A 26,823-nucleotide genomic window follows, 5' to 3' on the forward strand; every position below is an offset into this window, starting at 1 on the left:
CTCCGATTCGCGCAATCACTTTATCAATTTGATCAAAATTAGTTCCGATTTGCGCAAATTGACAAGAGAAACCCGCGCGCCATTTCGACATCTTAAGACCAACAAGGGAGATCACGATGAACCGCACCTGTTCGATTCTGGGCGCGCCCGTCCAGACCGGCGCGTCGCAGCCCGGCTGCATCATGGGACCGGCGAGCCTGCGCACGGCAGGCCTCGGCACGATCCTGACCGAGCTGGGTTGGGAAGTGAACGACCTCGGCGATCTCGCGATCGGCCCGCAGGAACCGATGCCGCATGAGAACCCCGCGATCCACGATCTGGCCGAGACCCGCGCCTGGATCGAGGTGCTTTCGCAAGCCGCCTTCGACGCCGCGCAAAACCACGACCGCCCGATCTTCATCGGCGGCGATCACGCGCTGGCGGCGGGCACGCTGAGCGGGCTCGCGCGGCACGCGAAGGCGCTGGAGCGTCCGCTGTTCGTGCTCTGGCTCGATGCGCACCCCGACCTGCACACGCTCGCCACCACGACCAGCGGCAACCTTCACGGTACGCCCGTCGCCTATGTCACCGGCCAGCCCGATTTCGAGGCTTTCCCGCCGCTTCAGGCCACCGTGGACCCCAAGAATTTCTGCATGATGGGCATCCGCTCGGTCGATCCGGCCGAACGCGACCGGATCAAGCAGATCGGCATGGAGGTTCATGACATGCGTTCGATCGACGAGACCGGCGTGCTGGCCCCGCTGCGCGCTTACCTCGACCGGGTGCGCGCCGCCAATGGGCTTTTACATCTCAGCTTCGATGTGGATTTCCTCGACCCCGAGATCGCGCCCGCCGTGGGCACCACCGTTCCGGGCGGCGCCACCTTCCGCGAGGCGCATCTGATCATGGAGGAGCTGGGCGACAGCGACCTCGTGACCTCGCTCGACATCGTCGAGCTCAACCCTTTCCTCGATGAACGCGGCCGCACGGCGAAATTGCTGTGCGACCTTGCCGCCAGCCTCTTCGGTCGGCGCGTTCTCGACCGCATGACACGGAGCTACTGATGGATATGACCCCGCTCGCCCCCTCGAAACTGGCGCTCGTGCCCTTCGTTTCGGTTGCCAACATGATGCGGCTGGTCAACGCGATCGGCGCCGAGCAGGTGATGCGCGACCTTGCCGCCTATATCGAGGAGGATTTTCGTCGCTGGCCCGATTTCGACAAGACCCCGCGCGTGGCATCCCATTCGGCCGAGGGCGTGATCGAGCTGATGCCGACGGCGGATGCCGAGAATTACGGGTTCAAATATGTCAACGGCCACCCCAGGAACGGCCGTACCGGGCACCAGACCGTGACGGCCTTCGGCGTACTCTCGTCGGTCGCGACGGGCTATCCGCTCTTGATGACCGAGATGACGCTGTTGACCGCACTGCGCACCGCCGCCACCTCGGCGCTGGTCGGAAAATACCTCGCCCCGAAAGGCGCGCGCGTCATGGGGATGATCGGAAATGGTGCGCAGTGCGAGTTCCAGGCGCTGGCCTTCCGCGCGATCTGCGGCATCGACACGTTGCGGCTTTACGATATCGACCCGGCGGCGACCGAGAAGGCGGCAAAGAACCTGGCCGAACAAGGGTTCAGCGTCACCAAATGCCGCTCGGCAGAAGAGGCCGTCGAGGGCGCGCAGGTCATCACCACCTGCACCGCCGACAAGCAATATGCGACGATCCTGACCGATAACATGGTGGGCTCGGGCGTGCATATCAATGCGATCGGTGGCGACTGCCCCGGCAAGACCGAGCTGCATCGCGACATCCTCACCCGCTCGGAAATCTTCGTCGAATACCCGCCGCAGACCCGCATCGAGGGCGAGATCCAGGCGCTCGACGAGGATCATCCGGTGACCGAACTATGGAAGGTCATGCGCGGCGAGGCCGAGGGCCGGCGCGACGCCAAACAGATCACGCTGTTCGATTCCGTGGGCTTCGCGATCGAGGATTTCAGCGCGCTGCGCTACATCCATGACCGCGTGCAGGGCAGCGAATATGCGCAGATGCTCGATCTTCTGGCAGACCCCGACGATCCGCGCGATTTGTTCGGGATGCTGACGCGGGCAGGCTGAGCCCCGCTTGCGCTCGGGCGCGGCGCATGGCACCGAAGGCGAAACGGCCCATCCCAGACGAGAGCGTGACATGACCTATCAGACCCACCCCTATGCGGGCGACGGCAGCCATACCGGCAGCTATTACGCGGCATCGGCCAACCCGGCCCCGCTGCGTCCGGAACTCGTGGGCGAGGTCGAGGCCGACATCTGCGTCGTGGGCGCCGGGTTCTCAGGCCTGTCGACCGCGCTGCATCTGGCGGAAAAGGGCTACAAGGTCACTGTGGTCGAAGGCGCACGCATCGGCTGGGGCGCCTCGGGGCGCAATGGCGGGCAGATCGTCAACGGCCTGAACGCGAGCCTCGACACGATCGAGCGCCGCTATGGCAAAGACACCGCCCGGTTCGTGGCTGGCCTCGTGATGGAAGGCGGCGACATCATCCGCAAGCGCATCGCCACATACGGCATCCAGTGCGACCTGAAACACGGCAATGTCTTCGCGGGCCTGACCGGCAAACATATGCAGGAGTTGGAGGCGCGCTGGAAACTCTGGCGCAGCTACGGCATCGACAGCCAGGAGATGCTGAGCCGCGATGAGATGCGCGAACACGCCGCCTCGGACCTCTATTCCGGGGGCATGATTGACCATAAGGGCGGCCACCTGCACCCGCTGAACCTCGCGCTTGGCGAGGCGGCGGCACTGGAAAGCCTCGGGGGCACGATCTACGAGATGTCGCCCGTCATGTCCGTCGATACCGAGGCCACGCGCCCCGTCATCAAGACCGCGAAGGGCCAGATCGCCGCCAAAACGCTGGTACTGTGCGGCAATGCCTATCTCGGCCATGTGGTGCCCACGCTGGAGCGCCGAGTGATGCCGGTCTCGACGCAGGTGATGGCGACCGAACCGCTGGGCGAAGATCGCGCCCGCGCGCTGATGCCTTCCGACGTCTGCATCGAGGACGTGCGCTATATCCTCGACTATTACCGCATGTCGGCCGACAACCGCCTGCTGTTTGGCGGCGGAACCGTCTATGGCGGGGCCGACCCGAAGGACATCAAGGCGAAGCTCTGGAAGAACCTCGAAAAGGTCTTCCCGCAACTCAAGGGCGTGAAAATCGATTATGCTTGGTCGGGCAATTTTGCGCTCTCGTTCAGCCGGGTGCCGCAGATGGGGCGGATCGGGCAGAACACCTATTTCGCGCATGGCTATTCCGGGCATGGCGTGACCGGCTCGCACACCTTCGGGCGGATCCTCTCCGAGGCGATCAACGGCGATCTGACCCGGTTCGATACCTTCGAAAAACTGCCCTGGATTCCCTTCCCCGGCGGGCACACCTTCCGGGTGCCCTATTCGGTCGCGGGGTCGTGGTGGTATGCGCTGCGCGACAAGCTGGGGGTGTAAGCCCCCTGCCCTGCGCGCAGGCCCGGCTTACAGCGATATCCCGCGACGCCCGGCCAGATCGGTGAAATACTGCCATGCGACGCGGCCCGAACGCGCCCCGCGCGTGGCTTGCCATTCGATGGCCTCGGCGCGCAACTCCTCGTCGGAAATAGCCACGTCATAGCTGTCGCAATAGCCCCGGATCATCGCGAGATATTCGTCCTGCGAACAGGGGTGGAAGCCCAGCCACAGCCCGAAACGATCCGACAGCGAGACTTTCTCTTCCACCGCCTCGGAGGGGTTGATCGCGGTCGAACGTTCGTTCTCGATCATGTCGCGCGGCATCAGGTGGCGCCGGTTCGACGTGGCATAGAGGATCACGTTCGCGGGTCGTCCCTCGATCCCGCCATCCAGCACCGCCTTGAGTGATTTGTAATGCTGGTCGTCATGGCTGAAAGAGAGGTCATCGCAGAACAGGATGAAGCGCATATCGGGGGCCGCGCGCAGATGCGCGAGCAGACGACCGACCGAGGGCAGGTCCTCGCGCGCCAGTTCCACCAGCTTGATCGGCAGACCATCCGCCACTGCGGCCGCATGGGCGGCCTTCACGAGCGAGGATTTCCCCATCCCGCGTGCACCCCACAGGAGCGCATTGTTCGCCGCCGCGCCGCGCGCAAATTGCAGCGTGTTGGCCAGCAGCGTGTCGCGCGAACGGTCGATGCCGTGCAGCAGGTTCAGATCGACCCGGGCGACCTGCGCGACCGGCTCCAGCCGATCCGGCAAGGTGTGCCAGATGAAGGCGTCGGCCGTGGCGAAATCGGGCGCGGGCTGCGGCGCGGGCGAGAGACGCTCGAGCGCATGGGCGATGCGGATCAGCGCCTCGTCAGTCATGCCTTGTCGCCCTTCTCGTCTTCGTCCTCGTCATCATCCCACTCATCGGGGTCGATCCAGGTGCCCTCGGCGCGCATCCGCGCTTCGCGAGCCTTTTCGATCCGTTTCACAAGCTGGATCGAAACCTCGTAGAGGCCATAGACAACTGTGAACAAGATCACCTGAGAGATCACGTCCGGGGGCGTGGCGATCGCTGCCACGATCAGGATCGCGACGACGGCATATTTGCGCATGCTCGAAAGCCCTGCGGAGGACACGAGCCCCGCCTTGCCCATCAGCGACAGAAGCACGGGCAGCTGGAAGCAGATCCCGAAGGCCATGACGAACTTGATCGTCAGGTTCAGGTATTCCTGCACCGAGCCCTGAAAACCGATCGCGGCCATCTCGTTCGCGCCGGTGGTCGCCCCGATCTCGCCCTGCTGGAAGCCAAGGAAGAAATTGAAGGCGAGCGGCAGGATCACGTAATAGGCGAAGGCCGCGCCAAGGAAGAACATGATCGGCGAGGCGATCAGGAAGGGCAGGAACGCGTTCTTCTCGTTGCGATAAAGCCCCGGCGCCACGAAACGCCACATCTGATAGGCGATGACCGGGAAGGCGAGCGCGAAGCCACCCAAGAAAGAGATGTTGATCGCGACGAAGAAGCCTTCCTGCAATTTGATCAGGTAGAGGCCACACTGCTCGCCGCGCGTAGCAAGCGCATGGCAGACGGGCCGGGTCAGGAAGTTGAAGATCGGGTTCCAGACCGTGTAGCAGACCACCATCGCCGCGACGAAAGCGCCGAGCGAATAGAGGATGCGGGTGCGCAGTTCCGCCAGATGCTCGATCAGCGGGGCGGCACTGTCGTCGATCTCGTCATGATCGCTCATGCGTCATCCTTCTTGGCGGCGGGTTTCTTCGCCGCCACCTTCTTCGCGGCCGGTTTCGTCGCCGCTTTCGTGGCGGGCTTCGCGGCTGGTTTGCTGCTCGATTTCGTTGCCGGTTTGGTCGCCTTGGGCGCGGCCTTCTTGGCAGCCGGTTTCTTCGCTGTGGGCTTGGCCGGGCTGGCCTCGGGCTTGGGCGGCGCGGCCTCCGGATCAGGCTTGAGCGCTGTAGTCTTCGAACTGTCGGAGAGCTTGGGCTCCCATTTCTCGAAACTGTCAGCCGCCTTTTCCAGCGCATCGAGGCCAAGCGATTTCTTTGACGCCAGCGATTTCAGATCGCGCACGGATCCAGCGGCCTCGTCGAGCCCGGTATCCTTCGCCGCATCCTCCATCGCCCGCGAGAACTCGCGCGCCATCGACTTTGCCTTCGCGGTAAAGCGGCCAAGCTGATGGAACATCTTGGGCAGGTCCTTCGGACCCACCACGATCAGCGCCACGACGCCAATCACCAGAAGTTCGCTCCAACCGATGTCAAACATGGGTGCTCAGGCCTCCGGCCAGATCTCTGGCGCGCCCGGGGCGTCTCCGCCCGCCTGCGCGCGCTCCGGCTCAGGCCTTGTCTTTTTCTTTCTCGGTCTCGGGGGTCACGTCGCGCGCGTCCTCGGCGGTCGCATCCTCGATTTCCTTGGTGCCGTCGTTCACGCCCTTCTTGAAGGCGGTGATCCCCTTGCCGACTTCGCCCATCAGCGACGAAATCTTGCCGCGGCCGAACAGCACGAGCACCACGACGGCGATCAGAAGAAGGCCGGGAAGGCCGATATTGTTGAGCATTGTCTTTTCCCCTCTGGGCACGGGCCCGCCGCCCGCGTCTTTGTCAGCGTCATGTTTTAGGTCCATGCGCGGGCCAATCCTAGACCGATTCCGCCGCTCTGCGGCGCTCGGGCGCAGATTACTGACAGTTCATTGTCAGTTGCCCCCGGCGGCGCTATGCTCGTCTCCACCCCAGCGAGAGGCGCTCCGATGACCCGCGACGAGCGGTTGCAACAGATCATCGCCATCCTGCGCGACGGCAAGATGCACCGCGCGCGCGACCTCGCCGCGCGTCTCGGCGTGTCCGAGCGAACGATCTGGCGCGACATGGCCGAAATCTCGGCTTACGGCGTGCCGGTCGAGGGTGAACGCGGGGTCGGCTATATCCTGCGCCGGGCGATGGGGCTGCCGCCGCTGGTGCTCACCAAGGAAGAGCTCGCGGCGCTCGAACACCTGCTGACACTGGCCGAAGCGGTCGAGGACCCGCGCCTTTCCGCAGGTGCCGCGAGCCTCGCCGCGAAGATCCGCGCCGCCCTGCCCTCGCCCCCCGCAGAGGATACCGCCGAGGACGCCGGGGAAGGTCTGGCGGGCGCGAGGGCTTCCAGCTAGGGTTGCAAAACCGCCCCGCCTAACGCCACGGAGACCCGATGAACGGCGCCGAATACATCACCGCCTTCGTGACGCTGTTCGTCATCATCGACCCTATCGGGCTCGCGCCGGTCTTCATCGCGCTGACCTTGGGTGAAAGCCCGCGCGCACGACTGCGCATTGCCTTGCGTTCGCTCGTGATTGCGGCTGTCCTGCTGACGCTGTTTGGCATCTTCGGCGACAAGATCCTTGCCGGAATCGGCATTTCCATGCCCGCCTTCCGCATCGCGGGTGGCGTGCTTTTGTTCCTGACCGCGCTCGACATGCTGTTCGAGCGTCGTACCAAGCGGCGACAGCAACAGGGCGAGGAACACGAGGTCGAGCCCGAACACGACCCGTCCGTCTTCCCGCTGGCCACCCCCCTTCTGGCGGGCCCAGGCGCGATGGCGACGATGATCCTGCTTGCTGGCAAGGCGGAGGCCGACTGGCTGCATGTGACGATCATCATCGGCGTGATGCTGGTCGTTCTGGCCTGCGTCTTCGTGATGTTCCTGCTCGCCACCCCGATCGAGCGCGCGCTGGGGCGCACCGGAACGATGGTTGTGACGCGCCTTCTGGGGATGCTGCTGGCGGCACTCGCGATCCAGTTCATCCTCGACGGGCTGCGTGGCGCGGGGCTGATGGGGCTGGCCTGAGGCAAACCGTCCCCTGTGAAAGCGCCTCTGCGCGCCCTACATCTTCGACAAAGAGACCCTGCGTAACGAGAGCGAATGGTGGAACAGGTCATCAGCGAGAATTGGGGGCGGCTGGTCTATCTCGGCCTGCTGCTGGTCGCGGTGGGCGGCTATTTCATGCTCGAGATCCGGCACCGGCCCGGGCGCACCCTGCAACAGGCGGCGATCTGGGGACTGATTTTTCTCGGCACGCTCGCGGCGGTGGGGCTCTGGTCCGACATCCAGAAACAGGTGACGGTCCCGGAGCAGGCGGTGATGAGCGATGGCCGGATCGAGGTGCCCCAGGCGCAGGACGGGCATTACTATCTGACCGCCGAGGTGAATGGCAAACCCGTGCGTTTCGTCGTCGACACAGGCGCAAGCCAGATCGTGCTGACCCAGCGCGATGCAGAGCGTGCCGGGATCGACACCGAGCAGCTCGCCTATGTCGGACAGGCACGCACCGCGAACGGGCTGGTCGCCACCGCCCCGGTGCGCCTGCAAAGCTTCGATCTCGGTCCGATCCACGATTCCAATCTGCGCGCGGTCGTCAATCGCGGCTCGATGGACACCTCGCTTCTGGGCATGACCTATCTCACTCGGTTCGCCAAGGTCGAGTTCGCCCGCGGCACGCTGATCCTCGAGCGCTGATCGCAAGCTCTGGCGCGACGCGCGACCCGCAATCGCCGTGAACCTGCCTTTTTTGTGCCGCATTGTGTTAGCAATTTGTTGGCGTGCGGGGGGATACCTTCGCGAAACAGCCTCGACAGGCTTCGTCACAAGGATGGCAAGATGGTTTCCTTCGACACGCTCGCCCTCGCCATCATCGCGATTGCCCTGCTCCGCGAAGCCTATCTGCGCCTGCGTCCCGCCTCGAACCCGCCGGTCGCCAAGCGCAGCTGAACTCAGTTTCTCACCAACACCGCGAGGTCGGCGACATTGGTCCCGGTCGCCCCGGTGACAAGCAAAGCCCCCGCCGCCTTCAAGGCGTGATAGCTGTCATTGCGCGCAAGAGCGACCTGCGGATCACAGCCCTCATCCCGCGCGGTGGCACAGCTTTCGGGCCCCACAAGACCGCCCGCGGCATCCGTTGGTCCGTCACGCCCGTCGGTACCGCCGGACAGGAACCGCCAGTCCCCCGTGACGCCTGCGGCCTCGGCCGCGCACGCCACGCGCAGGGCGAGTTCCTGATTGCGACCGCCCAGCCCATCCCCGCGCAGCGTGACCGTGGTTTCGCCACCGAAGACGAGTGTCTGGCCGGGCGCCATCTCGCTGATCAGGGCCACGATCCGCGGCGCAAGGGCCGCGACATCGCCTTCCAGCGCGAATGGTCCTTCCTGCGCACCTTGCGCCACCATCGCCGCGACCGAGATCCCGTTCGCGCCGATCAAGCGGTTGCGTCCCTGCGGCACCGAGGAGGCCTCTGCCCCCTGCGCCAGATGCGCGCGCACCGCCTCGGGCAACGCGTCCCAGATCCCCAGCTCACGGCACAGCTGCGCCGCCCGCGAGCGGGTGCCGATCGGTGCGACGGTCGGCCCCGATGCGATCACCCGCAGATCGTCGCCCGGCACATCCGACAGGATCAAGCCAGTCACCGGCGCTTTCGAGGCGAGGAGCCAGCCGCCCCCCTTGAGTTCGGAGAGTTGCTGACGGATCAGGTTCATCTGGGTGATATCGGCGCCACATCCCAGCAAGAGCCGGCTGACCTCTGCCTTGTCGGCCAAGGTCAGCCCGGGCGCCGGAGCCACCGCCAGCGCCGAGCCACCGCCCGAAATCAAGGCCAGCACCCGGTCCTGCGGCGAGAGCGCCCGCAGGCACTCGAGGATAGCGCGCCCTGCCGCCGCGCTGCCCGCCCCCGGCACCGGGTGATCGCCCGCGATCAGCATCATCCCATCGCGCGGCACCGCCGTCTCGGCATTCTCGGGATTGGTCACCACCAGCGCCTGCGTGCCCTCGGGCAAAGCCTTCAGTGCCGCCGCACTCATCGCAAGCGCCGCCTTGCCGAGCGCGACGACCTGCCATCGCCCTCCCGGTTCCGGCCCCTCTGCCGCAGCCCAGCCCATCGCGCCGACAACACCCGCCGCCGGATCGGCGGCTGCAACCCCGGCTTCGAAAAGCTTTCGCGCGCGCGTGTCGATATCCATCACCCCTCCCCTTCCAATTGCCTTAAGTATCCTCGGGGGAAGGCGAGCCGCAAGCCCGACGGGGGCAGACAGCCCCGCTAAGTGGTCACCAAAAAGAGAGACGCCCGCGGGGAGCGCGGGCGTCAAAACTGGCAAGCGGAAGGCCCTTGCCGGTCTGTCGTGGCGGGGACCCGAAAGCCCCCGCCGGGGAGGTATCAGCCACCCTGGCTTTCGATATAGGCCAGAACCGCTTTCACATCTTCGGACTTCTTGAGACCCGCGAAGGACATCTTGTTCTTCGGGATGTAGCCCTTCGGATCGGCGAGATAGGCTTCGACGGTTTCCTCGTTCCAGACGAGCCCGTTTTCGCCGTGCTCCTTCATGGATTTCGAGTATTTGAACCCGTCCACGGTACCCGCGGTGCGGCCGATCAGGCCGTTGAGCACCGGGCCGACCTTGTTCGAAGCGCCTTCGCCGACCTGGTGGCAGGCTTTGCACTTCTTGAAGACCTTCTCACCAGCCGCAACCAGTTCCGGATCGGCGGAGAGCGTCTCCTCGGTGGCCGCCGGAGCTGCCGCCGCCGGGGCTTCCGCCGCGGCAGGCGCGTCTTGAGCCGCAGCTTCGGCTGCCGGGGTCTCGGTCTCGACAGAGGCGACGACGGTATCCGCAGGCGCATCAGCCGCTGCGGTGTCTTCGCCACCCGCGTCGGGCGTCACGTCGAGGACGGTTGCCTTGCGGGTGATCTTCACGTCGGTCTTGCAGTCCGACATGCAGGCAGCCTTGGTAAATTCCGGCAGCTCGACCTCGTCGCGGTCATCCACGATGAAGCCATCGGCGTTCGGCATTTCCACGTCGAGGAAGTTCTCTTTGGTCAGAACGAAATCGCTGTCGACGAGGTCGTTCGAGTAGAGAATGTAGGCCACGATCGCATAGGTCTCGTCGACGGTGAGCGTCTGCGCATTGCCGAACGGCATCGAGCGGTGCGCGTAGTCCCACACGGTCGAGAGATACGGCCAATAGGAGCCCACGGTCTTCAGCGGGTCCTTGTCGGCCAGCGTGCCTTCGCCGCCTGCGAGTTTCGGCCAGTTGTCCACGCCTTCGGCGAAGTCACCGTGGCAGACCGCGCAGTTGTCGGCGAAGATGCCTTCGCCGTCCTCGACGGAGCCCGAGCCTTCGGGCAGGTTCTTGCCGTCCGGGAACACCTCGAGGGTCCAGGCCTTGATTTCTTCGGGCAGAGCCTCGCGGCCCAGACCGAATTTCTCGGCCAGAGCGGGCGTCGCCACGAGCGGAGCGGCCAGAAGCGTGGCCAGCAGCAGATTACGACGACACTTCGACATTCTCGGACTCCCCGTTTTCCTTGACCCACCAGGTCTGGATACCGTTGTTGTGATAGACCGAATTCTCGCCACGGATCGCACGCAGCGCATCCTTGGTCGGCTGGACATAGCCGGTCGAGTCGGTCGCGCGGGATTGCAGGAGCATCTCCTTACCATCCCACTCGATTTCGAGGTAGAAGCGCGACAGCGCCTTGTCGACGCCCGGCTCTGCCAGACGCGCCTCTTGCCAGTTCGCGCCACCGTCGATCGACACGTCGACCTTGGTGATGTGACCACGGCCCGACCAGGCGATGCCGGTGATGACCAGCGGGCCGGGGCCGTGCTTGATCGGCATTTGCGGGCTGGGCGAGGTGACGACCGATTTGGCGTCCATGACCCAGGTCCACTTGCGCGAGGTGCCGTTGGCGAGCGTGTCGGTGTATTTCGAGGTTTCTTCGCGCGACTGGACGGCCTCGTCGGTGACTTCGATGCGGCGCAGCCACTTCACCCACATGTTGCCTTCCCAGCCCGGAACCACGAGGCGCACCGGGTAGCCATGCTCCTTGCGCAGGGCTTCGCCGTTTGCCTTGATCGCCACGAGGCAGTCGTCGAGCGCTTTTTCCAGCGGGATCGAGCGGCCGTTCGAGGACGCGTCGGCGCCTTCGACATAGACCCACTTGTCCTTGAGGTTGTCGCCCAGATTGGTGATCCCGGCCTCTTCGAGCAGCACGCGCAGCGGAATGCCCGAATACTGCATGTTGTGGATCATGCCTTGGGTGAACTGAGCGCCGTTGAGCTGCGCACCGGCCCATTCCATCCCCGAGTTCGCCGCGCATTCCAGGAAATAGGTCGCGTTCACACGCGGGAAGCGCTCGAGATCCTCGTAGGTGAAGACCAGCGGCTTGTCGACAAGACCGTTGATCATCAGGCGGTAGTCTTCCTTCTTGAGCTCGATCGCGCCCGAGTGGTGACGCTCGAAGGCGCAACCGGTCGGGGTGATCGTGCCGTCGAGGGCGTGGATCGGCGTGAAGTTGATCGAAGAGATCACATCGGCAGTGAGCCAGCCCACATTGCGACGGATCACGTCGTCTTCGAATTGAATCGGCAGACCGTAGGGGGTCGCATCGACCCCGTCACCCCAGCCCGAAGCCCAAGGCTGAACCTCGGTGATCAGGGGATCGGGTTGCTGTTCTGCGCGCGCTGCACCGGCACCCGCGGCCATCGCACCGACCGCAGCCCCGGCGCGCAGAAAACCGCGGCGGCTGAGGGCGGCACTGGCGGCCGGGTTACCCTGGCGTTCCTTGTCGTCCATATCTACTCCTCCAGTCTCAAACCCCGGAAAAGGGGCAATCATCGACGGGCGTAAGCGGCTCAAGCGCCGGTCACGACCACCGAGTCATTCGGTTTCAGGTCAACGGTTTTGATCTTGCGGAGGTGATCAGCGACCACGTCCCAGATCTGCGGCCCTTCGGTCCCTTCATTGACCGAGGCCCAACCCGTCACGACATAATTGCGGCCCATGTCGATATCCGAGCCATCCTTGAGCAGCGTCATGTTCGAAATGCGCTGGCCGATCGGCGCGTTCACATCGATATGGTAGCCCATGCCACCGACGCGAACCATGTCGCCACCCTGCTGATAGTAGGGGTCGGTGTTGAAGATGTTGTCGGCGACATCCTCGAGGATGGTCTTGATCGTCTCGCCGGTCATCTCCATGCGATAGTTTTCGCCGTAGGTCATCGAGGTGCAGGTCAGCAGGTCTTCCATCGTGATCTTGTCACCCGGAAGCAGCGTGGTGCCCCAGCGCACGCCCGGGCTCATCGCGATTTCGGCGTCGCGCTCTTCGAGCATCGCCTCGCAGATCAGGTCGTCCCAGGTGCCGTTGAAGTTGCCGCGGCGATAGAGCAGCGAATTGGTCTCGGCCAGTACTTCTTCCAGCTCGGCCTTGTAGGGCTCGCGGCTCGAAGCGATGAGATCCGACATTTCCTTGTCGGCCTCGATCACATCCGAGAAGACCGGGATCAGCTTGTGGCGGAAGCCCATCATCTTGCCGTCGCGCACGTCGAGATCGACGCGGGAGACGAATTTACCGTTCGAGCCCGAGGCGATCATGATCGTCTCGCCCACCAGCACCGGCTCCGGCACGGCGTCATGGGTATGACCGGTCAGGATCACGTCGATGCCCTTCACGCGGCTTGCCATCTTGTGGTCGACGTCGAAGCCGTTATGCGACAGGCAGACCACGAGGTCGACGCCCATGCCGCGCACTTCGTCGACGACTTCCTGCATGCGCTCTTCGCGAATGCCGAAGGAATAGTCGGGGAACATCCATTTCGGGTTCGCGATCGGCAGGTAGGGGAAGGCCTGACCGATGACGGCGATGCGGGTGCCGTTCTGCTCGAAGATCTTGTAGGCCTCGAAGGCCGGCTCGTCCCATTCCGCGTCGAAGATATTCGCGCCGAGGAAGGGGAAGGGAAGCGTGTCGACGATCTCCTTCACGCGCTCTTCGCCATAGGTCCATTCCCAGTGCGAGGTCATCGCGTCGACGCCGAGCTTGTTCATGATGTCGACCATGTCCTGGCCGTTGGTTTTCAGCGCGGTCATCGAACCATGCCAGGTGTCGCCACCGTCGAGCAGGATCGCATTCGGACGCTCGGCCTTGATCGCCTTCACGATCGTGGCGACGCGGTCCATGCCGCCCATCTTGCCGTAGCTCTTGGCCAGATCGACATAGTTGTCATAGGTCAGCGCATAGGCGTCGGGGCTGTTCGGCTTGATGTTGAACTCATCGAGGAACGCCTTGCCGGTCAGGTGCGGCGGACGGCCCTTGGCTTCGCCCACGCCGAGGTTGATCTCGGGCTCGCGGAAATAGATCGGCATCGCCTGAGCGTGGATGTCGGTGATATGGATCAGCGTCACGTTGCCCAGCGGCTCGAACGCGAGAAGCTGATCCTGGGTGAGCGACTGCTGCGCCATCGCACGCGACCAGCGCGACAGGCCCGAAGCGCCGAGGATAGTCGAGGCGGCCAAGCTCGCCTGAAGAAATTCCCGCCGGGAAATCATGCCGTTTCTCTCCTTCTTTTCCCCGCCCGCAGGACGGACAGAGCCGTTTTCAGTTCAAAAATTGACAAACGAATTCAAACAGATAGTGAATTTTGAATATGTTTGGATAAAAGAAGGCGGGACAGGGTAAACCCTGCCCCGCGCATCAAGATCAGGGACGGACGCCGCCGCCTTCGATGTCAAGGCCCATGCCGCGCGAAGCGACGTAGAGCTCGAGCGCGTGGAACTCCGGCGAGCCGGGGCTGTAGGTCTCGGCGCGGGTGTCACGGATGCAGCCTTTGAAGCGGTTGTGGATCGAAACCACACCGGCATTCTTCAGACGGTAGACCGGGAAGCCCTGGATCTGGCCCTGGCTGAGGTGGTCAGCACGGATGTAGTTGCCGTAGTTCTCTTCGTGGCAGGAGGCGCAGGACAGCTCGAGCTGGCCGTAGCGCGTGTAATAGATCTCCTTGCCCTTCTCCCAGAACGGAGCCGCATCGCCGTCGATCTTGACGTTGACCGGCATACCGCGCGACTGGACCGAGAGAGCGACGGTCATGTTGTGCATCGCACCGCTGTCCCAACCCCAGGCTTCGGCGCCCATGCGGTTGGTGCGGCAATCGTTGATGTAGTCTTCCATCGACCACAGCTCGCCCTTGGCGTTGAGCTTCGGCATCGTGGCGCGCACGCCCTTCATGCCCTCGCTGATATCGCCATGGCAATCGGCGCAGGACTTGCCTTCGGACCCGTCGGCAACGCTCCAGTTATCCATGCCCTTTTCGGCGTAGATCATGATCGGGTTGTCGAAATCGTCCTGTTCCATCGCACGGGTATCGTCCGTGCGGAACAGCCAGCCCGAATACACCTCGTCGAGGTGGCCTTCGAGGTGAGCCGCGGCAGGCGCCTTGGTCACGATCGGGGTGTCGCCGTTGATGTTGAGTTCGTCCTCGGCCATTTCGGCGTGCAGCGCAGCAGAGCTGAGCGCGAATGCTGCGGTGGCGGCAAGGATGGTGCGGCTGAAGCGCAACGTCATATTTTGTGTCCTCCCTGGGTGTGCGCCCCGCGCCCGTCGATCTCCCCAAACGGGCGCAGAGGTCTGTCCTTGGTCTTTCAGCACGCTCCCTCGCGTACCTTTGGCCCCCGCAATCGCGAGGGCCGCAGCCCGATCAGCCGACTTCGATCGACTTCGTGTCTTCGTAGACCGACCCGTCATCGTCGTACCAGGTGAACTTGAATTCACCGGCCGCCGGGACTTTCGCATCGAATTCGATGTAGGGGTTGGTCGAGACCGCGGGCTCGAGCGTGACGTCGATCACGTTCTCGCCGTTGAAGTCGCAGGTGAAGCGGTTGATGATCTGACGCGGGATCACCTTGCCGTCCTTGTCCTTGCGCTGACCCGATTCCATCGGGTGCGAGATCAGGGTCTTGATGGTGATGCTCTCACCGGCCGAAGCTTTCTTCGGCACTTTCACGCGGGGTTTAACGCCGTCCATGATGGTAACTCCTCAGATTCCGTTGATCAGCCGCCGCAGCCGCCGATGGTGACCTTCACGGTCGATTTCGCCTGGACGAAGCTGCCGTCAGCCATCTTGGCGATCGCGACCACGTCCTGCGTCTTCGACAGACGGATGCGGATCGAGGCCATCTGCGAGCCGGCGAGCGGGCCGAACTTGAAGGTCGCGACCTCGGGGGTCGGGTTGCCGGTGGCGTAGACGGCGATCTCGGTGGCGCCGGGCGCGTCGACCGAAATCGGAACCGTGTTGCCGTTTTCAGCGATTTCCGGAGCAGTCAGGGTGAGGCCACCCTCGCCCGCAGCCGCACCGCCGGTGAACTTCGCGATCGCATCGGCCGAAGCGTCGGCCAGCGCGGGCAGCGGCAGCATGGTCGCGGCAACGCCGCCCATCGCCAGCGCCAGCGCATCACGTCTGGTCATGGTCATATTTAGTCTCTCCTCTCGGGTTTCTCGTACAGGGTCACTCTTCCTTGAGCGTCATCAAGAAAGCGACCACATCTTCTACTTGCTGCGCGTTCAGGATCGGCGCCAGATCGCCGGTCGCCGCCTTGCCGGTGTAGCCATCGCCGGGACGGATGAACGGTCCGGTCTTGTACATGGACGGCATCACCGAGCCTTCGAACGTATGCTTGGCATCGACAACGATACCGCGCAGCTGTGCTTCGCTCCAACGGTCGGCCGCGCCGTTCAGCTCGGGACCGATATTGCCCTGGAACGCGGCGTCAAGCGCGGACACGACGTGGCAGGCGACGCAGTTGCCCAGCGACTTGGTCGCAGCGACTTCGGCCCCCTTGGCCGGATCGCCCGGCTGGCCGGTCAGGGAATCGGTCACCTCGCCCGCATCGGTGAACTTGACGTCCATCGGAGCGGTCTCGGCGGCGAATGCGGCGCTCGCGGCGAAAGTTGCGGCCAGTGCGGCCCACACGACGTGGCGGTTCATTGAAGTCCTCCCAAATTCTCTCCCTGACTCACTTTTAAGCGAGTGCGTCACAGTGGCGCAATGCATAAATTCAAAAAACCGCATATTTTCCAATATGTTCGCACGGAAATATCGACGCATACAAAGGTATACCCCGAATTTTCCACGAAAAATCAGGCGCATTCGCGAGCGCAGCGCAAATTCTGCGCCAGCGAAGGCCCGATCACAGTCTCGTCAGAGTGAGCAAGTCGGCGGTCACTTCGCCATGACTTTCTCGGCCACGTATTTCTGGAAGTTCTGTCCACTCTCGTAGCCGTGATTCTTGACCCATTCGAGCAGCGCCATCGTCGTGCCCTTGCCGAAAGCGCCCGGCATCTGCGCCACAGCCTGCTTGTTGGCGGGGTCTTCGCTGACCTCCTCGGGGAAGAACATCATGGTGGGTGTGAACATCACCCCCCATTTCATCGCCATGTCCTTTTCGGGCAGCGTCTCACCGTCGAAATCGGTCACCTCGACATCGCCGAAGAGGTTCATCTGCACAACGAAATAGTTGTCGACGATGTATTTCGCGATCTCGGGATCGGAGAAGACCTCTTCGTGCATCTTCTTGCAGTAGATGCAGCCACGCTGCTCCCAGATCACGAGGAAGCGCTTGCCCGCGTCATTGGCGCTGGAGAGATCGTCGGACATATCCTTGAAGGTTTCCTGGAACCAGGGCTCCTTGTGCAGCCCGTCGTCGCCGATCTCGGCGGCATGGACCGGAAGGGCCAGCATCGCAGCGGCGAAGGCCGCGGTCAGAAAATGACGCATGATCTTACTCCCTTGCTTCAGCCCAGACTCCCGCTGGGCATCACATTGATCAGAAACTCGCCGATATAGCGCAGACCACCGGTGACGATGAGCACCGCGAAGACGATCAGCATAACCCCCATCGCCTTTTCGACATAGCCGAGTTTCGCGCGATGCTTGGCCATGAAGGCGAGGAAGGGGCGCGTGAAGAAGGCCGCGATGATGAAGGGCAGCGTCATCCCGATCCCGTAAGAAAAGAGCAGAAGCCCCCCTTTCGAGATATCGCCCATGCCCGAGGCGACCATCAGGATCGCGGCGAGCGCAGGCCCGACACAGGGCGTCCAGCCAAAGCCGAAAGCGAGCCCCATGACATAGGCACCAAGGAAGGTCGTCGGGTCCGCCTTCGATTCCATGCGCGCCTCGCGATAGAGGAACGGAATGCGGATGATACCGAGGAAATGCAGACCGAAGACGAGCAGGATCGCTGCGGCGACCCAGCTCAGCGGCCCCATCCACTCACGGAAGGCCGCGCCGAGCGCGGTCGCCCCCATCCCCATCAGCACGAAGATCGTCGTCACACCGAGCGCGAATGCCACCGAGGACGCCACCATGCGGGCCTGAGCCCCCGGCGCGATCTTGCCGTCGCCGCGCAGCTCGGACATTGAAAGACCGGCCATGTAGGACAGATAGAAAGGCACCATCGGCAGAATGCAGGGCGTCAGAAAGGACAACAGGCCGGCGAAAAATGCACCGCCATAGGTAATATCGATCGGCATGGAACCTCCCACAGCGACAGGGCCCGGCCTCCCAACCGTATTCTTGAACGCCCCGGTCAAACACATTACGATCTTTATATGTAAAGGGAGGTGCGTCAATGTCTCGCATTGTATCGCATACGATTTTCGCCGCCGCGGCGATGGCGATCGGCTTGAGCGGGATGGTCCGCGACGCAAGTGCCGAAGGGGAGACGACTCCGCCCCCCTCGGCGACGCGCACCGAAGTTCAGCCCGGCGCCCAGGTCGAGAGCGAATTCAGGCTGCTGATGGTCGAACAGGTCGGATGCGTCTACTGCCGGATGTGGGAACACGATCTTGGCCCGATCTACCCCAAGACGCCCGAGGGTCAGATTGCCCCGCTCGAACGGGTCGACCTGCACAAGCCCTTCCCCGAAGACATCACGATCACAAAGGGTAAACCGCTTTTCACGCCTACCTTCATCCTGTTGCGCGACGGGGTCGAGATCAACCGGATCGAGGGTTATGCGAGCGAGGACTTCTTCTGGGGGCTTTTGGGACAGGCGCTGCGTGACGCAGGCGCCGAAATGCCCGACCCTAACGGTTAGACGAAGGTCGCATGACGATTTTTTAGGCTCGAGACTTTGTTCCGCCGAATCGCCGTGCTAAAGCCTGAGTCATTCGATCAGTTCGGCTGCGGCACGGTTCGCGGCGACAGGGAAGGATGAAAAGGTGCGGCAAATGGCACCAGATGGGCAAACAAACACTCCCTCCGCTTCGGCGAGCAGTGGGAAATGCGCCCGTATGGATGCCGAGGAATTGCTGGGCCGTGCGCAGGATGCCTCCAATCTGATGAAGGCGCTCGCCCATGAAGGGCGGCTCATGATCCTGTGTCATCTCAGTTCGGGCGAGAAATCGGTCACCGAGCTGGAAAATCTCCTCGAATCGCGTCAGGCGGCGGTGAGTCAGCAGCTCGCCCGGCTTCGCCTCGAAGGGCTGGTCAGTGCCCGGCGCGATGGCAAGGCGATCTACTACACCCTCTCGGACCCGCGTGCGCGCCGCCTCGTCGAAGTGATCTATGACATGTTCTGCAACAGCGAACGACGCTGAGGCGAGGCGACCGGGTGGCCGCGCCACCCGGAATGGAGGTCGGCGATGGAACAAATTCCGATGGGTGCCTGGGCGGCTCTGGTCGGCCTGATCGGCGGAGCCATTCTGGGCCTCGCCGCGCGATTGGGCGATTTCTGCACGCTCGGCGCGTTGGAAAGCGCAGCCTATGGCCAGGACCAGCGCCGTCTGCGGCTTTGGGGCGTGGTTCTCGCCGTGGCGATCACCGGTTCCTTCGTCGCCGAGGCCCTGGGCTATGCCGAGATCACCAAGAGCTTCTATCACACGATCAAATGGTCGCCGCTCGCCTCGATCGCAGGCGGCCTGATCTTCGGCTACGGCATGGCTTTGGCCGGCAATTGCGGCTTTGGGGCGCTGGTGCGCTTCGGCGGCGGCGATCTGCGCGCGCTCGTGGTGGTCGTAGTCATGGGGATCTTCGCCTTCGTCACCCTCTCGGGTCCGCTTGCCCACCTGCGCACCCTGATCTTCGATCAGCAACTGGCCGATACGCCGCAAGGCATCGCGCATTGGCTTTCGGCGCGCACCGGGCTGCCGCCTCTGGTCTTCGCCCTGCCCATCGCGGCGGGTTTCCTCGCCTGGGGGCTGAGCTACAAACCGCTGCGCGCCGACAAACGCCGCGTCGCCTGGGGCGTCGCGGCCGGTCTCGCGATTGTCTGGAGCTTCGTCGGCACTTCGCTGATCTATGCCGAAAGCATGGGAGAGGTCGGGGTCGAAGCCCCCTCCTTCACCGCGCCTCTGGGCCGCACGATCCTCTATTTCATGACCTCGACCGCGGGTGGGATCACTTTCTCGGTCGGGCTTGTGGCCGGTGTTCTGGGCGGGGCGTTTCTCGGCTCGCTCATTCGTGGGCTGTTCAAATGGGAAGCCTGCGAAGACCCGCGTGAGCTTGGCCGCCAGGTGGGTGGTGCGGCCCTGATGGGCATCGGTGGGACGATCGCGCTCGGCTGCTCGATCGGACAAGGGGTGAGCGCGATGTCGGTGCTGGCCTTCTCGGCCCCCGTCACGCTTGCCTCCATCGTGGTGGGCGGGCTGATCGGTCTGCGCCAGCTGATCCACGGCTTCCAGCCGGAATAAGTCCCCTCAAAGCCGGTCCCACAGGGTCGGCTCGCCCTCCATCACCTGCCCGAACCGGTTCTCCCGGTGCCAACGCAGGTTTTCCGGATGCGGGCGGTTCCGAGGGTCTGTCGGGTGCAATAGCTTTCCATCTGGACGAATGAGCCTGTCAACGACATCGGCAGGCACCTTGTTGCGCGACACGAGAATGGTCTCGCAATCTGCCGCGATGGAAATGAGACCGCGGTCGAACATCCAGTGCAGTGTGCCCGACAATGCGAGTCCGTTTCGAACCGAGTCACTGCCTTTTTGATCGACCGGCCTGATATGCGCGGCTTGCACCTCGGGCCGCCCACCGCCATTGCGCAGGCGCAAACCGGAAATGGCACAGCGGTAATCATACGCTTCGCGAACCTTCCGTCGAAAGGCGACGTCCCGATAGGGCCTCCGCGTGAGCCTTTCCAGCACCGGACGTTCAAAGGTCATCGGCTCTTCGGCCAGTCCGGAATTTTCCGCCTCGTAGCGCATCGCCTCCAGCCGCTCGAGATCCTGTGGCAGACCGAGATCGACAATCCGCGCAAACTCGTCCTCCGGGAGGCGCCGAACCGCCAACTGCACGGCACCCCCCCTCTTCGCGCTGCCATCGCTTTCACATAAAGCCCGTTCAAGCGGGCGCCCGCCTCTCATGCGCGGCACCTCGCTGTCGAAGGGAAGATAAGTGCCCGGAGTGATGAGCGCGAGGAACCTCCCCTCGGCGCCCGGTTTGGGAATGACGCTGTCAATCTTTGCGACGGCGAAATAGCCCCGTGGCCCGGCTTTGACAGGCTCGTAATAGACGATCCAGTCTCCGACAGCCTCCTGCATCGCACGCAGATAGGTTCGCGGGAAGTCATAGACGACATCCGGCTCGTCCTCGTAGATCGAGTCCGCCTTGTGCAAGAGAACGAGCTTCACCATGACGCCAGGAAATCGCGTCTCACGCCAAATGCAATGAATTTGTTTGGAATGTCGGCGATTGCTTTTCGCATTTGCACAGGCGTGCGCAATCTAGGCCACTCGTCGGAGGGTAAAGAGAAACCGCCCGCACGGGGTCGTCGCGCGGGCGGTCATCAGGTCAGTTTTTCACACCGTTCAGGTCTTGAAGATCCGGTAGATCGCCGGGATCACCAGCACCGTCAGCAGGGTCGAGCTGAGCAGGCCGAACAGCAGCGAGATCGCAAGCCCCTGGAAGATCGGGTCGGCCAGGATCACCACCGCGCCGATCATCGCCGCGATCGCGGTCAGCAGGATCGGCTTGAAGCGGATGGCGCCCGCCTCGATCAGCACCTCGATCTTGTCCTTGCCCTCATGCGCCCCGTGCCGGATGAAATCCACCAGCAGGATCGAGTTGCGCACGATGATCCCCGCCAGAGCGATGAAACCGATCATCGAGGTGGCCGAGAAGGGCGCGTGGAAGATCCAGTGACCGACCATGATCCCGAGGAAGGTCAGCGGCACCGGCGTGAGGATCACCAGCGGCAGGCGGAACGATCCGAACTGGGCGACGACGAGGATGTAGATCCCCAGGAGCGCTACCGCGAAGGCCGCTCCCATGTCGCGGAAGGTGACCCAGGTCACTTCCCATTCGCCGTCCCACAGGAGCGTCACATGGCTTTCGTCCTGCGGCTGACCATGCAGAGACACCACGGGTTTCTCGCCCTCGGGCCATTGCATGTTGTTGATGATGTCATCGACCGCCAGCATCCCGTAGAGCGGTGCCTCGAAATTCCCTGCAAGCTCGGCCGTGACCATTTCCGCCTCGCGCCCGTTATGGCGGAAGATCGGATAGGAGGCTTTCTCCGTCTTCACATCCACCACGTCGCCCAGTTCCACCACGCCGCGTGCGCCGGGCAGAACGTTGGCCGGGATCGGGGTCGAAAGGGTGCTCTCGTTCATCACCTTGTTGGACTTAGAGCGCTCCATCACGATCGGGATCGGCTGACGTTCCTGACCGCGATGCGAATAGCCGACCGTGGTCGAGCCGTTGAGCATCGCCAGCGTATCCCAGACATCGCCCTCGGACACCGAGTAGAACTCGAGATCGTCCGAATTCACCGTCACGCGCAGCTTGTCGGGCTGGATGCCGAAGCTGTTATCCACGTCGACGATGAAAGGCACCTCATCAAAGGCCTTCTGGATCTGTCGCGCCGCGGCACGGCGCACTTCCGGCGTGGGGCCATAGACCTCTGCCAGAAGCGTCGCGATCACCGGGGGGCCGGGCGGAGGCTCGACCGTCTTCAGGCTCGCGCCCTCGGGCAGCGTGATCGCCTTGATCTTGTCGCGGATTTCCAGCGCGATCTGGTGGCTGGTCCGGTCGCGATCACCTTTCAGCAGAAGCTGGATCTCAACGTCGCCCTGATTGGGCTGCGCGCGCAGGTAGTAGTGCCGGACGAGCCCGTTGAAGTTGAACGGCGCGGCCGTCCCCGCATGGGTCTGCGCCGAGATCACCTCGGGCATTTCCGTCACGATGCTCGCGACCTGCTGCGCCACCGAGTCGGTCTCTTCAACCGAGGTGCCGGCGGGCATGTCGATCACCACCGAGAGTTCCGACTTGTTGTCGAAGGGCAGCAGCTTCACCGTGACATGTTTTGTGTAGAGCAGCCCCAGCGAGCCGAAGGAGAGCACTGACACGATCAGCAGGAACAGCCCCGCGCGGCCCTTGGTCTTCAGGATCGGACGCGCAAATTTCGAGTAGAGCGCGCCAAGCTTGCCACCGTGATTGTGTCCGCCATAGGCGTCGTCATCCGCCCCATGGCCATGCAGCTCCGCCTTGCCCGCGACTTTCACCATCAGCCAGGGCGTGATGATGACAGCCACGAAGAAGGAAAAGATCATCGCCGCCGAGGCGACAGCGGGAATGGGCGACATGTAGGGGCCCATCAGCCCCGACACGAAGAGCATCGGCAGAAGCGCCGCGACCACGGTCAGGGTCGCGACGATGGTGGGGTTGCCCACCTCGGCCACCGCCTCGATCGCCTTGGTGATGCGCGAACCGGGCGTCTTCATCGCCCAATGTCGCGCGATGTTCTCGATCACCACGATCGCATCGTCGACGAGGATACCGATCGCGAAGATCAGCGCGAAGAGCGACACCCGGTTGAGCGTGTAACCCATCACATAGGCCGCAAAGAGCGTCAGCAGGATCGTCACCGGGATCACGACCGCGACCACGATGGATTCGCGCCAACCGATGGCCACCAGCACGAGACCGATGATCGACACGGTCGCGAGGCCGAGGTGGAACAGCAGCTCGTTGGCCTTCTCGTTCGCGGTCTCGCCATAGTCGCGGGTGACCTTTACCTCGACGTCTTCGGGGATCAGCGTGCCGTGCAGCTCGTGCACCCGGTGCATGATCTGTTCGGCAACGACCACCGCGTTCGAACCTGCGCGCTTGGCGATGGCGAGCGTCACCGCCGGGGTGCGCTCGAGCGTGCCGTCTTCGGCGCGCTGCACATTCGAGACGATGTGATCGGAGGCGTCGGGCACATAGGAGACCTTGGCGACATCGGCCACGTAGACGGGGCGGTTGTCGCGCGTGGTCAGCAGCAGCCCCGCGATCTCCGCCGGCGCGACCAGTGTCTCGCCCGCCGAAAGCGAGATCTGCTTGCCTTCATGCCGGATGGTGCCGGTGTTGAAGGCGCGGTTGGCCTGTGTGACCTTGTTCGAGAGCTGTTGCAGGGTCACGCCGTAAAGCGCGAGCTTGTCGGGATCGGGCTCGATCCGGATCTCGCTCGTGGCATCGCCCACCACATAGGTCAGGCCGACATTCTCGATCTTCGTGACCTCGGTCTGGAGTTCGCGCGCGATCCGGGTCAGCTCGTTGCTGTCGATATCGGCCCCGTCCCTGCCGGTGAGGGTCAGCGACACGATCGCCACGTCGTCGATCCCGCGCCCGACGATCACCGGATCGGGGATGTCCTTGGGAATACGGTCGATATTGGCGCGCACCTTCTCGTGAACACGCAGGATCGCGGCATCCGAAGAAGTGCCGACCTGGAACCGCGCCATCACCAGCGAATAATCATCCTGGGTGCGCGAATAGACATGCTCGACCTCGTTGATCCCCTGCACGATGGTTTCCATCGGCTCGGTCACGAGCTTCATCGCATCCTGCGCCTTCAGTCCCGGCGCCTGGATATGAATATCCACCATCGGCACCGAGATCTGCGGCTCTTCCTCACGCGGCAGAGAGATCAACGCCACAAGGCCCACCGCGACAGCGGCCAGGATCATCAGCGGCGTCAGCGCAGAGCGGATGAACGACTTGGTCAATCCGCCCGCGATCCCGAGCTTGCCGTGGATCTCGTCCTCTTCGGGCGTTGCGGGCCCGGTCTCGGTCTTATTGCTCATGAGGCACCACCGTATCGCCGGGGTTGAGGCCCGTGAGGATCTCGACCATCTCCTGGCCATCCATGTTCACGCGCACGCCGGGGACGACAGTGCGTTCGACATTCTCCTCGCCCACTTTCACGCGCACGAAATCAAGGCCGGTGCGGGTGGCGATATAGCTTGCCGGGATCACGATCGCCTGACGGTCACCCATCGGCAGCTTCACCAGAAGGCGCGCGGCGACAAAGCGCGAATCCAGATCGGGAACCTCGACATCGGCCTGCACGCGGCCGCCCTCGATCTGCGGGTAGATCTTGGCGAGCTTGCCCTCGATCTGCTGGCCTTCGGGGCCGGTGATCATGATCGTGTCGCCCGTCTTGAGCGTGTCGGCATGGCGCTCGGGAACGGAGAGGCGCAGGAAAAAGCCGCCGCCGCCGATCGTCGCGATCGTCTCGCCGCCCATCACCACCGCGTCCTTGGTCACCGGAACCGAGACCACCTTGCCGTCGATCGGCGCGATGACGGTGCCGAATTGCTGCTGCTGCTCATAGACCTTGCGCTGCGCCTTCTGCGCCGCGATCTGGCCCTCGTAGACATTCACCTGCGTCTGAAGCTGGTCGACGTTCTGCGTGGTCGAGACCCCACGCGCCTTGAGCTCTTCGCCGCGCTTGAGTTCGGTCTGGGCGTTGGCGAGTTGCGCCTCGAGTGCTGCGATCTGCGCGTCGACCGCGCCAATCTGATACTCGATGGTCTGATCGACGATCTTGCCGATCATCTGACCGGCCGTGACCGTATCGCCTTCGGTGACGTCGAGTTCGGTGATCGTCCCCGAGATCCGCGCCCGCGCGGCGATCGTGTTCTTCGCCTCGACCTGACCATAGACCGATTTCCAGTCCGTCACGATCTGCGGTTCGACCTTGATCGCGCCATCCTGAGCCAGCGCGACCCCCGGCAGGAGCAGCGCGGCGAATGCCAGCGGCAGGAATTTCAACGTCATCTCGGATACCCTTCCCTCCGGACACGGCAGCATCGCGCCCGGTTATATTCCGATTATTGAATATGAGCCCTTACAGCGAAATTCAACCATTGCGCAAGCCTCGTCGCCTTGACCTGTGTCATGGTCGCATCGCCGGGGGTTTTCGGCCCCACTTTCATGCGCTAAAGCCGTTTCCGCAACAGTCTTGGAGAGGTGAGATGCACGATATCCGCGCAATCCGCGAAAACCCCGCTGAATTCGACGCCCAACTGGCGCGCCGGGGGCTCTCGCCGCTTTCGCCCGAGATCCTCGCGCTCGACGAGGCGCGCCGGACGGCCATTCACGCCGCCGAGACCGCGAAAGCCGAACAAAACAGCGCTTCGAAGCAGGTCGGCGCGGCAAAAGCCAAGGGCGACGAAGCCGAGTTCGAACGCCTGCGCGCGCTGGTAGCCGAGAAGAAGGCCGAGGTGGCGCAGATGCAAAGCGAGGCGAGCGAGCTCGACGCCAAGCTGCGCGACCTACTGATGACCGTTCCGAACCTGCCGCTGGCCGATGTGCCCGAAGGCGAGAACGAAGAACAAAATGTCGAGATTAAGCGCTGGGGCAACCCGCGCAACTTCTCCTTCACGCCGAAAGAGCATTACGAACTGCCCGCCGTGGGCACTGCCATGGATTTTGAAACGGCCGCGAAGCTTTCGGGCTCGCGCTTTGTCGTGCTCAAGGGCGGCGTGGCCCGCGTTCACCGGGCGCTTGCGCAATTCATGCTCGATCTGCATGTCGACAAGCATGACCTGTCCGAGAACATCACCCCCGTTCTGGTGCGCGACGAGGCGATGCTCGGCACCGGGCAGCTGCCGAAATTCGCCGAGGACAGCTATCAGACCACCAATGGCTGGTGGCTGATCCCGACCGCCGAGGTCACGCTGACCAACTACGCCAGCGGCGAGGTGATGGAGGAAAGCACCCTGCCCCAGCGCATGTGCGCCCATACGAACTGCTTCCGCTCGGAAGCGGGATCTGCGGGCAAGGACACCTCGGGCATGCTGCGCCAGCACCAGTTCGAGAAGGTCGAGATGGTGACGCTCTGCACCCCGGAGACCGCCATCGACGAGCATGAGCGCATGACCGGCTGCGCCGAGGCCGTGCTGGAGGCGCTCGGTCTGCCCTATCGCCGCATCGTGCTGTGCACCGGCGATATGGGCTTCGGTGCGCAGAAGACCTATGATCTCGAAGTCTGGCTGCCGGGTCAGAACACCTATCGCGAGATTTCCTCGGTCTCGACCTGCGGCACCTTCCAGGCGCGCCGGATGAACGGGCGCTACAAGCCCGCCGATGGCGGCAAGCCCGAGTTCATCGCGACGCTCAACGGCTCGGGCCTCGCGGTGGGGCGCTGCCTGATCGCGGTGCTGGAGAACGGGCAAGAAGAGGACGGCTCGGTCACGCTTCCCGCGGCACTGCATCCCTATCTGGGCGGCAAGACGCGGCTGGTGGACGGCAAGCTCGTCTGACGCTGCGGCGCAGCGACGCAAGACATCCCCCCGG

Annotated in this window: 27 protein-coding genes; 10 read left to right on the top strand and 17 right to left on the bottom strand. The window is 63.6% G+C overall.

The annotated features are described in order from the left end of the window. Nucleotides 1-116 precede the first annotated feature (116 nt). From rocF to BMI90_RS09085, 3 genes are all read left to right on the top strand, one after another. The gene (rocF, locus tag BMI90_RS09075) at nucleotides 117-1,043 is read left to right on the top strand and encodes an arginase (RefSeq protein WP_078528528.1); all 927 of its coding nucleotides are present in this window, start codon (nucleotides 117-119) and stop codon (nucleotides 1,041-1,043) included. After that, the gene (locus BMI90_RS09080; protein ID WP_281491811.1) at nucleotides 1,043-2,098 is read left to right on the top strand and encodes an ornithine cyclodeaminase; all 1,056 of its coding nucleotides are present in this window, start codon (nucleotides 1,043-1,045) and stop codon (nucleotides 2,096-2,098) included. The genes rocF and BMI90_RS09080 overlap by 1 nt, the downstream gene beginning before the upstream one ends. Before the next feature lie 70 nt (nucleotides 2,099-2,168). After that, entirely contained in the window at nucleotides 2,169-3,479 is a 1,311-nt protein-coding gene (locus tag BMI90_RS09085; protein WP_078528531.1) for an FAD-binding oxidoreductase, read from the top strand. Between the two features lie 27 nt (nucleotides 3,480-3,506). On the opposite strand, the gene BMI90_RS09090 is transcribed toward BMI90_RS09085, so the two are convergent. The 4 genes from BMI90_RS09090 to BMI90_RS09105 form a co-directional block, all read right to left on the bottom strand. Continuing rightward, nucleotides 3,507-4,349, bottom strand: a complete 843-nt coding sequence (locus BMI90_RS09090) for an ATP-binding protein (RefSeq protein WP_078528534.1) — start codon at nucleotides 4,347-4,349, stop codon at nucleotides 3,507-3,509. After that, entirely contained in the window at nucleotides 4,346-5,215 is an 870-nt protein-coding gene (gene tatC / locus BMI90_RS09095; protein ID WP_078528538.1) for a twin-arginine translocase subunit TatC, read from the bottom strand. Before tatC ends, BMI90_RS09090 begins: the two co-directional genes overlap by 4 nt. Further along, complete coding sequence (gene tatB / locus BMI90_RS09100) at nucleotides 5,212-5,748, bottom strand: Sec-independent protein translocase protein TatB (protein WP_078528541.1); 537 nt, start codon at nucleotides 5,746-5,748, stop codon at nucleotides 5,212-5,214. Before tatB ends, tatC begins: the two co-directional genes overlap by 4 nt. A 70-nt stretch (nucleotides 5,749-5,818) precedes the next feature. Then, nucleotides 5,819-6,040, bottom strand: coding sequence for a twin-arginine translocase TatA/TatE family subunit (locus BMI90_RS09105; RefSeq protein WP_078528544.1), 222 nt, complete (start codon nucleotides 6,038-6,040; stop codon nucleotides 5,819-5,821). A gap of 189 nt (nucleotides 6,041-6,229) precedes the next feature. Here BMI90_RS09105 and BMI90_RS09110 point away from each other — a divergent pair, with 189 nt between their 5' ends. The 3 genes from BMI90_RS09110 (at nucleotide 6,230) to BMI90_RS09120 (ending at nucleotide 7,971) form a co-directional block, all read left to right on the top strand. After that, nucleotides 6,230-6,628 carry an HTH domain-containing protein gene (locus BMI90_RS09110; protein ID WP_078528547.1) on the top strand — a complete coding sequence of 133 codons (399 nt, stop codon included), beginning with the start codon at nucleotides 6,230-6,232 and terminating at the stop codon, nucleotides 6,626-6,628. A gap of 38 nt (nucleotides 6,629-6,666) precedes the next feature. Further along, nucleotides 6,667-7,302 (top strand): MarC family protein, encoded by a 636-nt coding sequence (locus BMI90_RS09115; protein WP_078528550.1) that lies wholly within the window; start codon nucleotides 6,667-6,669, stop codon nucleotides 7,300-7,302. A 75-nt stretch (nucleotides 7,303-7,377) separates the two neighbouring features. Then, entirely contained in the window at nucleotides 7,378-7,971 is a 594-nt protein-coding gene (locus tag BMI90_RS09120) for a TIGR02281 family clan AA aspartic protease (RefSeq protein WP_078528553.1), read from the top strand. 254 nt (nucleotides 7,972-8,225) lie between these two features. Here BMI90_RS09120 and BMI90_RS09125 read toward each other — a convergent pair whose 3' ends face one another. From BMI90_RS09125 to BMI90_RS09170, 10 genes are all read right to left on the bottom strand, one after another. Then, the gene (locus BMI90_RS09125; RefSeq protein ID WP_078528556.1) at nucleotides 8,226-9,464 is read right to left on the bottom strand and encodes a DUF4147 domain-containing protein; all 1,239 of its coding nucleotides are present in this window, start codon (nucleotides 9,462-9,464) and stop codon (nucleotides 8,226-8,228) included. 194 nt (nucleotides 9,465-9,658) lie between these two features. After that, the gene (locus tag BMI90_RS09130) at nucleotides 9,659-10,780 is read right to left on the bottom strand and encodes a c-type cytochrome (RefSeq protein WP_078528559.1); all 1,122 of its coding nucleotides are present in this window, start codon (nucleotides 10,778-10,780) and stop codon (nucleotides 9,659-9,661) included. Continuing rightward, nucleotides 10,761-12,071 (bottom strand): sulfite dehydrogenase, encoded by a 1,311-nt coding sequence (gene soxC, locus BMI90_RS09135; protein WP_078528562.1) that lies wholly within the window; start codon nucleotides 12,069-12,071, stop codon nucleotides 10,761-10,763. Before soxC ends, BMI90_RS09130 begins: the two co-directional genes overlap by 20 nt. Before the next feature lie 59 nt (nucleotides 12,072-12,130). After that, nucleotides 12,131-13,822: a thiosulfohydrolase SoxB gene (soxB, locus tag BMI90_RS09140; protein ID WP_078528565.1), complete on the bottom strand. Its 1,692-nt coding sequence runs from the start codon at nucleotides 13,820-13,822 to the stop codon at nucleotides 12,131-12,133. 151 nt (nucleotides 13,823-13,973) lie between these two features. Then, a complete protein-coding gene (soxA, locus tag BMI90_RS09145) occupies nucleotides 13,974-14,834 on the bottom strand; it encodes a sulfur oxidation c-type cytochrome SoxA (RefSeq protein WP_078528568.1) in 861 nt (286 codons plus the stop codon). Between the two features lie 133 nt (nucleotides 14,835-14,967). Continuing rightward, nucleotides 14,968-15,297, bottom strand: coding sequence for a thiosulfate oxidation carrier complex protein SoxZ (gene soxZ, locus BMI90_RS09150; RefSeq protein WP_093469887.1), 330 nt, complete (start codon nucleotides 15,295-15,297; stop codon nucleotides 14,968-14,970). Nucleotides 15,298-15,320: 23 nt separating this feature from the next. Next, a complete protein-coding gene (gene soxY / locus BMI90_RS09155) occupies nucleotides 15,321-15,740 on the bottom strand; it encodes a thiosulfate oxidation carrier protein SoxY (protein WP_078528571.1) in 420 nt (139 codons plus the stop codon). A gap of 34 nt (nucleotides 15,741-15,774) precedes the next feature. Next, nucleotides 15,775-16,254 carry a sulfur oxidation c-type cytochrome SoxX gene (gene soxX, locus BMI90_RS09160; protein ID WP_078528573.1) on the bottom strand — a complete coding sequence of 160 codons (480 nt, stop codon included), beginning with the start codon at nucleotides 16,252-16,254 and terminating at the stop codon, nucleotides 15,775-15,777. 234 nt (nucleotides 16,255-16,488) lie between these two features. Further along, nucleotides 16,489-17,043, bottom strand: a complete 555-nt coding sequence (locus tag BMI90_RS09165) for a thioredoxin family protein (protein ID WP_078528575.1) — start codon at nucleotides 17,041-17,043, stop codon at nucleotides 16,489-16,491. Nucleotides 17,044-17,060: 17 nt separating this feature from the next. Continuing rightward, nucleotides 17,061-17,798 carry a cytochrome c biogenesis protein CcdA gene (locus BMI90_RS09170; protein WP_078528578.1) on the bottom strand — a complete coding sequence of 246 codons (738 nt, stop codon included), beginning with the start codon at nucleotides 17,796-17,798 and terminating at the stop codon, nucleotides 17,061-17,063. Between the two features lie 98 nt (nucleotides 17,799-17,896). Between BMI90_RS09170 and BMI90_RS09175 the strand changes: the two genes are divergently transcribed. The 3 genes from BMI90_RS09175 (at nucleotide 17,897) to BMI90_RS09185 (ending at nucleotide 19,958) form a co-directional block, all read left to right on the top strand. Continuing rightward, nucleotides 17,897-18,364 carry a hypothetical protein gene (locus BMI90_RS09175; protein ID WP_210401934.1) on the top strand — a complete coding sequence of 156 codons (468 nt, stop codon included), beginning with the start codon at nucleotides 17,897-17,899 and terminating at the stop codon, nucleotides 18,362-18,364. A gap of 196 nt (nucleotides 18,365-18,560) precedes the next feature. After that, the gene (locus BMI90_RS09180; protein ID WP_038072691.1) at nucleotides 18,561-18,866 is read left to right on the top strand and encodes a metalloregulator ArsR/SmtB family transcription factor; all 306 of its coding nucleotides are present in this window, start codon (nucleotides 18,561-18,563) and stop codon (nucleotides 18,864-18,866) included. A gap of 45 nt (nucleotides 18,867-18,911) precedes the next feature. Beyond that, nucleotides 18,912-19,958 (top strand): YeeE/YedE family protein, encoded by a 1,047-nt coding sequence (locus BMI90_RS09185; protein ID WP_078528584.1) that lies wholly within the window; start codon nucleotides 18,912-18,914, stop codon nucleotides 19,956-19,958. A gap of 6 nt (nucleotides 19,959-19,964) precedes the next feature. Here BMI90_RS09185 and BMI90_RS09190 read toward each other — a convergent pair whose 3' ends face one another. The 3 genes from BMI90_RS09190 to BMI90_RS09200 form a co-directional block, all read right to left on the bottom strand. Beyond that, entirely contained in the window at nucleotides 19,965-20,894 is a 930-nt protein-coding gene (locus tag BMI90_RS09190) for an HNH endonuclease (protein WP_078528587.1), read from the bottom strand. A gap of 174 nt (nucleotides 20,895-21,068) precedes the next feature. Continuing rightward, complete coding sequence (locus tag BMI90_RS09195) at nucleotides 21,069-24,326, bottom strand: efflux RND transporter permease subunit (RefSeq protein WP_078528590.1); 3,258 nt, start codon at nucleotides 24,324-24,326, stop codon at nucleotides 21,069-21,071. Beyond that, nucleotides 24,316-25,302, bottom strand: a complete 987-nt coding sequence (locus BMI90_RS09200) for an efflux RND transporter periplasmic adaptor subunit (RefSeq protein ID WP_078528593.1) — start codon at nucleotides 25,300-25,302, stop codon at nucleotides 24,316-24,318. The genes BMI90_RS09195 and BMI90_RS09200 overlap by 11 nt, the downstream gene beginning before the upstream one ends. Before the next feature lie 197 nt (nucleotides 25,303-25,499). Between BMI90_RS09200 and serS the strand changes: the two genes are divergently transcribed. Further along, nucleotides 25,500-26,789 (top strand): serine--tRNA ligase, encoded by a 1,290-nt coding sequence (serS, locus tag BMI90_RS09205; RefSeq protein ID WP_078528596.1) that lies wholly within the window; start codon nucleotides 25,500-25,502, stop codon nucleotides 26,787-26,789. The last annotated feature ends 34 nt before the right edge of the window (nucleotides 26,790-26,823 follow it).

This window comes from Thioclava sp. L04-15 (assembly GCF_002020275.1).
Taxonomy (GTDB): Bacteria; Pseudomonadota; Alphaproteobacteria; order Rhodobacterales; family Rhodobacteraceae; genus Thioclava; species Thioclava marina.

Coding starts and splice junctions, on each gene's coding strand:
- rocF (WP_078528528.1), top strand. CDS start 117: ATGAACCGCACCTGTTCGATTCTGGGCGCGCCCGTCCAGACCGGCGCG.
- BMI90_RS09080 (WP_281491811.1), top strand. CDS start 1,043: ATGGATATGACCCCGCTCGCCCCCTCGAAACTGGCGCTCGTGCCCTTC.
- BMI90_RS09085 (WP_078528531.1), top strand. CDS start 2,169: ATGACCTATCAGACCCACCCCTATGCGGGCGACGGCAGCCATACCGGC.
- BMI90_RS09090 (WP_078528534.1), bottom strand. CDS start 4,349: ATGACTGACGAGGCGCTGATCCGCATCGCCCATGCGCTCGAGCGTCTC.
- tatC (WP_078528538.1), bottom strand. CDS start 5,215: ATGAGCGATCATGACGAGATCGACGACAGTGCCGCCCCGCTGATCGAG.
- tatB (WP_078528541.1), bottom strand. CDS start 5,748: ATGTTTGACATCGGTTGGAGCGAACTTCTGGTGATTGGCGTCGTGGCG.
- BMI90_RS09105 (WP_078528544.1), bottom strand. CDS start 6,040: ATGCTCAACAATATCGGCCTTCCCGGCCTTCTTCTGATCGCCGTCGTG.
- BMI90_RS09110 (WP_078528547.1), top strand. CDS start 6,230: ATGACCCGCGACGAGCGGTTGCAACAGATCATCGCCATCCTGCGCGAC.
- BMI90_RS09115 (WP_078528550.1), top strand. CDS start 6,667: ATGAACGGCGCCGAATACATCACCGCCTTCGTGACGCTGTTCGTCATC.
- BMI90_RS09120 (WP_078528553.1), top strand. CDS start 7,378: ATGGTGGAACAGGTCATCAGCGAGAATTGGGGGCGGCTGGTCTATCTC.
- BMI90_RS09125 (WP_078528556.1), bottom strand. CDS start 9,464: ATGGATATCGACACGCGCGCGCGAAAGCTTTTCGAAGCCGGGGTTGCA.
- BMI90_RS09130 (WP_078528559.1), bottom strand. CDS start 10,780: ATGTCGAAGTGTCGTCGTAATCTGCTGCTGGCCACGCTTCTGGCCGCT.
- soxC (WP_078528562.1), bottom strand. CDS start 12,071: ATGGACGACAAGGAACGCCAGGGTAACCCGGCCGCCAGTGCCGCCCTC.
- soxB (WP_078528565.1), bottom strand. CDS start 13,822: ATGATTTCCCGGCGGGAATTTCTTCAGGCGAGCTTGGCCGCCTCGACT.
- soxA (WP_078528568.1), bottom strand. CDS start 14,834: ATGACGTTGCGCTTCAGCCGCACCATCCTTGCCGCCACCGCAGCATTC.
- soxY (WP_078528571.1), bottom strand. CDS start 15,740: ATGACCATGACCAGACGTGATGCGCTGGCGCTGGCGATGGGCGGCGTT.
- soxX (WP_078528573.1), bottom strand. CDS start 16,254: ATGAACCGCCACGTCGTGTGGGCCGCACTGGCCGCAACTTTCGCCGCG.
- BMI90_RS09165 (WP_078528575.1), bottom strand. CDS start 17,043: ATGCGTCATTTTCTGACCGCGGCCTTCGCCGCTGCGATGCTGGCCCTT.
- BMI90_RS09170 (WP_078528578.1), bottom strand. CDS start 17,798: ATGCCGATCGATATTACCTATGGCGGTGCATTTTTCGCCGGCCTGTTG.
- BMI90_RS09175 (WP_210401934.1), top strand. CDS start 17,897: ATGTCTCGCATTGTATCGCATACGATTTTCGCCGCCGCGGCGATGGCG.
- BMI90_RS09180 (WP_038072691.1), top strand. CDS start 18,561: ATGGATGCCGAGGAATTGCTGGGCCGTGCGCAGGATGCCTCCAATCTG.
- BMI90_RS09185 (WP_078528584.1), top strand. CDS start 18,912: ATGGAACAAATTCCGATGGGTGCCTGGGCGGCTCTGGTCGGCCTGATC.
- BMI90_RS09190 (WP_078528587.1), bottom strand. CDS start 20,894: ATGGTGAAGCTCGTTCTCTTGCACAAGGCGGACTCGATCTACGAGGAC.
- BMI90_RS09195 (WP_078528590.1), bottom strand. CDS start 24,326: ATGAGCAATAAGACCGAGACCGGGCCCGCAACGCCCGAAGAGGACGAG.
- BMI90_RS09200 (WP_078528593.1), bottom strand. CDS start 25,302: ATGACGTTGAAATTCCTGCCGCTGGCATTCGCCGCGCTGCTCCTGCCG.
- serS (WP_078528596.1), top strand. CDS start 25,500: ATGCACGATATCCGCGCAATCCGCGAAAACCCCGCTGAATTCGACGCC.